Source organism: Candidatus Anoxymicrobium japonicum (assembly GCA_002843005.1).
GTDB lineage: Bacteria > Actinomycetota > Geothermincolia > Fen-727 > Anoxymicrobiaceae > Anoxymicrobium > Anoxymicrobium japonicum.
On the sequence record PHEX01000013.1, the window covers coordinates 24,257 to 31,043 of the forward strand.

5 protein-coding genes and 1 tRNA gene are annotated in these 6,787 nt (G+C 57.5%); all 6 read left to right on the forward strand.

All coding sequences use genetic code 11. The features are described 5' to 3' along the window. Window positions 1-66 precede the first annotated feature (66 nt). The 6 genes from CVT63_02360 to CVT63_02385 all read left to right on the forward strand — a co-directional run bounded on the left by CVT63_02360 (window position 67) and on the right by CVT63_02385 (window position 6,785). Entirely contained in the window at window positions 67-1,464 is a 1,398-nt protein-coding gene (locus tag CVT63_02360) for a DUF1727 domain-containing protein (protein ID PKQ28539.1), read from the forward strand. Further along, a complete protein-coding gene (locus CVT63_02365; protein PKQ28540.1) occupies window positions 1,461-2,198 on the forward strand; it encodes a glutamine amidotransferase in 738 nt (245 codons plus the stop codon). Before CVT63_02360 ends, CVT63_02365 begins: the two co-directional genes overlap by 4 nt. A gap of 10 nt (window positions 2,199-2,208) precedes the next feature. Next, on the forward strand, window positions 2,209-4,875 hold the full coding sequence (locus CVT63_02370) for a hypothetical protein (protein ID PKQ28541.1): 2,667 nt from the start codon (window positions 2,209-2,211) through the stop codon (window positions 4,873-4,875). Between the two features lie 71 nt (window positions 4,876-4,946). Further along, window positions 4,947-5,021: transfer RNA gene (locus CVT63_02375), tRNA-Val, on the forward strand. Between the two features lie 402 nt (window positions 5,022-5,423). Beyond that, window positions 5,424-6,353 (forward strand): site-specific DNA-methyltransferase, encoded by a 930-nt coding sequence (locus CVT63_02380; protein PKQ28542.1) that lies wholly within the window; start codon window positions 5,424-5,426, stop codon window positions 6,351-6,353. Between the two features lie 3 nt (window positions 6,354-6,356). Further along, complete coding sequence (locus CVT63_02385) at window positions 6,357-6,785, forward strand: hypothetical protein (GenBank protein ID PKQ28543.1); 429 nt, start codon at window positions 6,357-6,359, stop codon at window positions 6,783-6,785. Window positions 6,786-6,787 lie beyond the last annotated feature (2 nt).

Below are 6,787 nucleotides of genomic sequence, written 5' to 3' on the forward strand. Positions count from 1 at the left end.
TTCCCTGTTCTTCACGCGGACATGATACCACGCTGTCCGCGGGAAACCGTGTGTTAAACTTATCCTATGCATCCTGGAACAAAAACAAGCCTCGTGCTGGGGAAAAGCGTCGCCCGGGCAAGCCGCGCGCTCAAGCTCGGAGGTGGCTCGACCTTCCCCGGACGCGCGGCGCGATGGGTTTATCCTCAGTTTATCTCGATGATGGTCAAGCGACTCCCGCTCGGATGCGCGCTGATCACGGGAACAAACGGAAAGACCACCACGTCCACGCTTCTTGCGTCAATGCTCGACCGCGCGGGCATGACACCTGTTCATAACCACACAGGGGCGAATCTACTGACGGGCATCGCGTCCGCTCTTGTCAATGAGTCGGACACAAGCGGCAACATGGCGGGGCGCATCGGGCTCTTCGAGGTGGACGAGGCCGTGCTTCCGGCGGCGATCACCGAGGCGTCGCCACGGCTGGTTCTCGTCAACAATCTCTTCAGGGATCAGCTCGACCGCTACGGCGAGCTTGACACGCTTGCCGCAAAGATGAAAAAAGCGATCGAGGATCTCGATCCCAATTCGACGGTCGCATTGAACGCCGACGACCCGCTGGTGGCGTCTATCGGTTGCGGACTCGAGCAGGAAGTCATCTACTACGGAATCAACGACAGACGGTACGCGAGCGATGAAACACAGCACGCGGCGGACAGCAAGCACTGCGCCTCGTGCGGCGGGCGGCTCGACTACGATTACTATCTTTTCGGCCACCTGGGCGGATACAGGTGCCCGGAGTGCGGCTTTGAGCGCCCGGAAACTACCGTGTCGGCGACCGAAGTTGAGATGCTTGGCATGAAAGGCACGCGATGTGTATTGCGCTTCGCGGGTGGCGGCGCCGAACTCCACATCCCGCTTCCAGGCCTCTACAACGTCTATAACGTCCTGGCCGCTCTTGCCGCGGCGCTGGCGCTCGGCGTCGAGCCGGACGTCGCGCTTGGCGCCATCGAGGATTTTTCAGCCGCGTTCGGCAGAGTCGAGCGCATCAGCGCCTCGGGCCGCGAAGTTTTCATGATACTCGCAAAGAACCCCGCTGGCTTCAACGAGGTGATACGCACGCTCACGCGCGAGCCGGGCGGGAAATCAGTCATGCTCGCGCTCAACGACAACATCGCCGACGGGCGGGACGTTTCCTGGATATGGGACGTGGATTTCGAGATGTTCCGCGACAGGCTGGACAACGTGGTTTGTTCCGGCATCCGGGCGTGGGACATGGCGCTGAGACTGAAGTACGCCGGGCTCGACGGTGTGTCGCCGGCCACTGAGCCGAATCTCGAGAAAGCGTTCGACCTCGCTCTCGAGTCCGTCGCGCCCGGTGAGACGCTATACGTGATACCGACATACACAGCCATGCTCGAGCTGCGCGGCGCGTTTGTCAGGCGAGGGCTCGTCACCCCTTTCTGGAAGAACAGGCAACAATGAAAATCCGCATCGGGTGGTTGTACCCGGACCTCATGAATATTTACGGAGACCGCGGCAACATAATGGCGCTCGTGCAACGGTGCAGGTGGCGCGGCATTCCGGTCGAGGTGGACGAGCTCGGCATGAGCGCGCGCATCGAAGAAGGACGCCACGACATCTTCTTCATGGGCGGCGGGCAGGACCGCGAGCAGGAGATCGTCTATCGCGATCTGCTGGATGTGAAAGGCGAGGCCCTGAAACGCGAGATCGAGAACGGCGCGGCGGCGCTGGTTATCTGTGGCGGCTATCAGTTGTTCGGAAAATTTTACCGTCCGTTTGATGGCGAGGAACTAAAAGGAATCGAGGTCTTCGACGCTTACACCGTCACCGGCGAGAAACGCTGCATAGGAAATGTCGTAGCGAAATCGACGCTCGGCGGGGTTTCTCAGACAATCGTCGGCTTCGAGAACCACTCGGGCAAGACGTATCTGGGGAAAGGATGCGCGCCGCTCGGCATGGTGACATGCGGTTTCGGCAATAACGCGGAAGATCGCACCGAGGGAGCGGTTTATCTTGGCGCTATCGGGACGTACCTGCACGGCTCGCTCCTGCCGAAAAACCCGGGAATCACGGACTTCCTCATTGAAAAGGGGCTTGCCAGATGGGGAAGAAACGTACAACTCGACCCGCTGGACGATATTATCGAGTTACGCGCGCGCGACGCGGCGACATCGCGGGCGCGCAAAACCCGTTGACAGAGTGGAGATGTACAGATTGAATCTCATGACAAAGCGGAAAAACAGAAGATCAGCAATGTCAACAGTGTCGGCGCTTATCCTGACCGCCTCCTGCGTTGTCCTTCTGATCGCGCCTGCCGTCCCCGTAGCCGCGTCAAAAGGTAGAGTTCTTAAAGCCGACCACCCTTCCTGGGTCGAAAAGAGCATTCCCGGCGCCACGGGCGCCGTCAACTCCATCCAGGTCAAGAGCGGAGACCCGCGGTATTTGTGCGCTGTCGTGGAAGGCTCAAATCTCATCTACTCGAGCTCTGACGGCGGGAGCGCCTGGCTTTCCACCGCTTCAGCCTCAGGCCAGCCGTTTACCGCGCTTGCGGCAAGCAAAGTCTCGTCGGCGATCTTTTACGCGCTCGATCTCGACAACCGCGTGTACAGGAACTTGAACTCAGGCGCCCAGTGGACGCAACTCTCGATCCTCCCGGGGCCGGCAAGCGACATCGACACCGGCGGCAATGCGACCGGCATGGTGGCCGCGACCGGCGCTCCGGCCCAGAACATGTCGATAAATTACAGCGCCGACGGTGGCTCGAACTGGAACGTGGGCGCCAGCCCTTTATCGGAGTGGTCGCTCGCCGCCGGAGACCCCACGGACTCGAACGTCTTCTACGCCGCGCAAGAGGCAACTTCTACGGCGCCGATATTCAACAGCGCGGACAGTGGAATATCCTGGACCGTCTGCGGGACGTTGCCGGGTTCCGCGTCGATACACGTTACGGCAATCGCGGTCTTCCCTAACGGCGGCCCCGTCCTGATCGGAACCGACACGGCCGGGGGCGGACAGGTATATCGCTCCAACGATGGAGGCGTTGCCTGGACAGCGACCGCGGCCGGCCTCCCCGCCGGAGAAGCGGTGCTGGACGTAAGCGTCAGCAACTCTTCGCCCGCTATCGCGTACGCGGCAACCGATAAAGGCGTTTACGCCAGCTACGACCAGGGGACAACGTGGTGCGACATTAGCAACAACCTTCCCGAGAAAGAGTACCGCTCGGTATCGGCGTCCGGCGGCACGGCCAATGCCGTCTTTGCGGGGGCGGCCGACGGCACGCTATACAAATCATGCGCGCCTGTTGTGACGAGCCTGAATCCATCATCGGGATCGACAGGCGACACCATCACGATCACGGGCCTGAATTTCGGCTCTGGCGGCGCCGGCTCGTACGTTTCATTCGCGGGGGTGAGCGCCTCAATCTATCCAACATGGACCGACACGCTAATAAAGGCGCAGGTGCCCGCGGGCGCGATGAGCGGCGGGGTCTTCGTGGTGACTCCGCAGGGATCGTCCAACTCCGCTGAGTTCACCATAATAAGCGCGCCGGTCGCCTACACCTGGTACCTAGCGGAAGGCTGCACCGGTCAGGACGCGCGTGGCGCTTTTGAGACGTGGGTGCTTATCGCGAACCCGGGTGAGACAGCGGCGGACGTCCTGCTTTCTTTCATGACCGAGGAGGGACCACAAAACGGCCCATCGATATCAGTTCCCGCCGGCTCGAGAGAATCGGTTCGGGTGGCGGAGTTCGTCCCGAACACGTGGGAAGTTTCTACCACGGTCGCGTCGGATCAGCCGATCATTGCAGAACGCTCGGTCTACTGGAGCGCGCAAGATTGCTTCCGGCGCTCGGCCACCGACTCCATCGGCGTCACGTCCCCGGCAACCACCTGGTATCTCGCGGAGGGTTGCACAGGCCAGGACGCGCGGGGCAGCTTTGAAACGTGGGTGCTGGTGCAGAACCCTGGAACCCAGGCCGCAAGCGTCGTGCTGACTTATATGACGCCGGAAGGGCCGGTAATCGGCCCGTATCTCATTATCGCTCCCGGCTCGAGAAAGACATTCAACGTCGCGGATACGTTGCCCAATTGCTGGAGCGTCTCGACCACTGTCACGTCCGACGTCCCGGTTGTGGCGGAGCGCTCTATGTACTTCAACACCGCTGCCGCTTACCGGCAGGCCGCGACGGACTCGATTGGAGCGAGGTTCGGCTCGAAAACCTGGTATCTGGCTGAAGGGTGCACCGGCATCGAGGCGCAAGGCGCTTTTGAGACGTGGGTGCTTGTGCAGAACCCCAGGCCAGAACCCGCGAACGCTCAACTGACTTACATGACACCCGCCGGCCCTGTCACGGGTCCGGCCATGACGCTCGAGCCCAATACCAGGAAAAGCGTAAGCATCGCGGACGTGGCGCCAAATACCTGGGACATATCGACTATGGTGACATCAGACCAACCTGTCATAGCCGAGAGGGCCATCTACTGGAGTAGTCCTGAATGCTTCAGGAACTCGGCCACCGACTCGATCGGCGTGACCTCGCCCGCGACATCATGGTGCCTCGCCGAGGGGTGCGCCGGAGTCAACGACCAGGGCGCTTTCGAGACGTGGGTGCTGGTTCAGAACCCCGGCTCGCAGGCGGCATACGCGCATGTCACCTACATGACGGGCAAAGGAGAAGTCGAGGGCCCGACCCTCACTTTGCCGCCAAACAGCAGGCAGACCGTGAACATCGCGGATGTCGTCCCCGGCAACTGGAACGTATCCACGAGCGTGACTTGCGACGTGCCGGTCATCGTCGAGCGCTCAATGTACTGGAACGCGCCCGGAGCGCTCCGGCAGGCGGCGCACGACTCTATCGGCGTGGCGCAGTAGCCGCTGTCCTGCTGTCACGTCTTTCCAAAAGCCCGAATCGTTATGCTAAAATACATAATACTTCGCGACACGGGCGTTTAGCTCAGCGGGAGAGCGCTGCCTTCACACGGCAGAGGTCGTGGGTTCAAATCCCCCAACGCCCACCATTCAACTCCAGGGGTACCCTCCAATAATACTTATTGGCGTTGAGGGACGCAGAACTCACGAAGGGGTCACCGCGCGCCGCGAACCACCATAAACAGGTAAGCCTTCTTCTCAATGCCTTTTCCATTTCCCATCTCCATTAGGTACTTAATAGATTGACGCTTTCTTAATAATTGTATCAGCCCTTGTGACTAATGTCAATAACTGTTAACTTCTGTCGCATATTGTTATATTGTCTAAACTGTGTCAAGAGGTATCTCGCGTAGCAAATGAGATTATGCTTGAATTACTGTCACTACCTGCTGATATCATCACACCTGTGTCGTTACCCCTCCCGACACTATTATAGGGGCTGGAAGGCCAGAAGGTGCTCAATATAGAATGGTCATTTGAATGGAGGGGAAATGGAGCAAGCAACAGAATCGCTATTCCTAAAGGAACTCAATATCTCGGAGCACTACTGTGCCGAGGCGGATGCAACTCTTTTCTTCGGTGAATGCCTCGAACTCTTAAAAGAAATACCGGATAACGAGGCCAAGCTTATCGTAACGTCACCACCATACAATATTGGAAAAGTGTACGAGCGTAAGAAGAAGCTCCAAGAGTACCTAGATGACCAAGCAATGACCATAGCCGAATGTGTGCGAATCCTCCACCCGCAAGGTTCAGTTTGTTGGCAAGTCGGTAACTACGTTGACAACGGCGAAATACTGCCGCTTGATATTCTCCTGCACCCTATCTTCGCCAGACAAGGATTGAAGATGCGGAATCGAATTGTCTGGCATTTTGAGCACGGCCTGCACTGCAAGAACCGATTCAGCGGCAGGTATGAAACGATAGTCTGGTACACCAAAGATGATAACTACACATTTAATCTGGACCCGGTACGAGTCCCTCAGAAATACCCCGGTAAAAAATACTTCAAGGGGCCAAAAGCGGGTGAGTACTCCTGCAATCCGATGGGTAAGAATCCTGGTGATTTATGGGTAATCCCAAATGTCAAACATAACCATATAGAAAAAACCATTCACCCTTGCCAGTTTCCGGTAGAACTCATTGAACGAATTGTGCTTTCCCTGACCAATGAGGATGACCTAGTATGTGACCCTTACATCGGCGTCGGCAGCACGGCTATTGCCGCTTATCGTCACGACCGGAAAGTTGCTGGCGCGGATGTGGTTGAAAAGTATATTGAAGTAGCGGTTGAAAGACTCGTTTCTGAAGCTCGCGGTGAACTTCGTACGAGGCCGATGAACAAAGAGGTTTATAAACCCAACGGCAGCGTCTCGAAACCGCCATCTCAGGAAGCCACCTTCGAGGAACTGGAAGAGTAGAGCATGGATATCGTGTATACATACTCACACCTAGGCGGCGAAGAAATATTGATGGTTCGTTACCCCGAACATGACCAAGAAATCTGCGATGTGATATCCGAAATCGAAAACCCTGGTCGAAATAAGGAAAGTCTAGAGAAGACCAAAACGGGAAAGATGCTTTATGCGCCAAAAGAGCTGAACAATCTGTTCACGACCGGGTTCTGTAAACGCGGTTGGAGCGAAATCAGGGACTACTATGATATTGAATTGCCTGACTACCCCTGTGTCGTAAAGGGCGCATTCAAGCAATGCGACTTCCGAAGAGACAAAATCTCGGTTGAAGTCCAGTTCGGCGGGTTGCGTCACAGCATCCCCTACAAAATCAGGGTCTGTAAGTGTTACGGTTTCCACCTCCCCACCGCCTCTCCGTTCCTTCACTCACAAGTATAGCT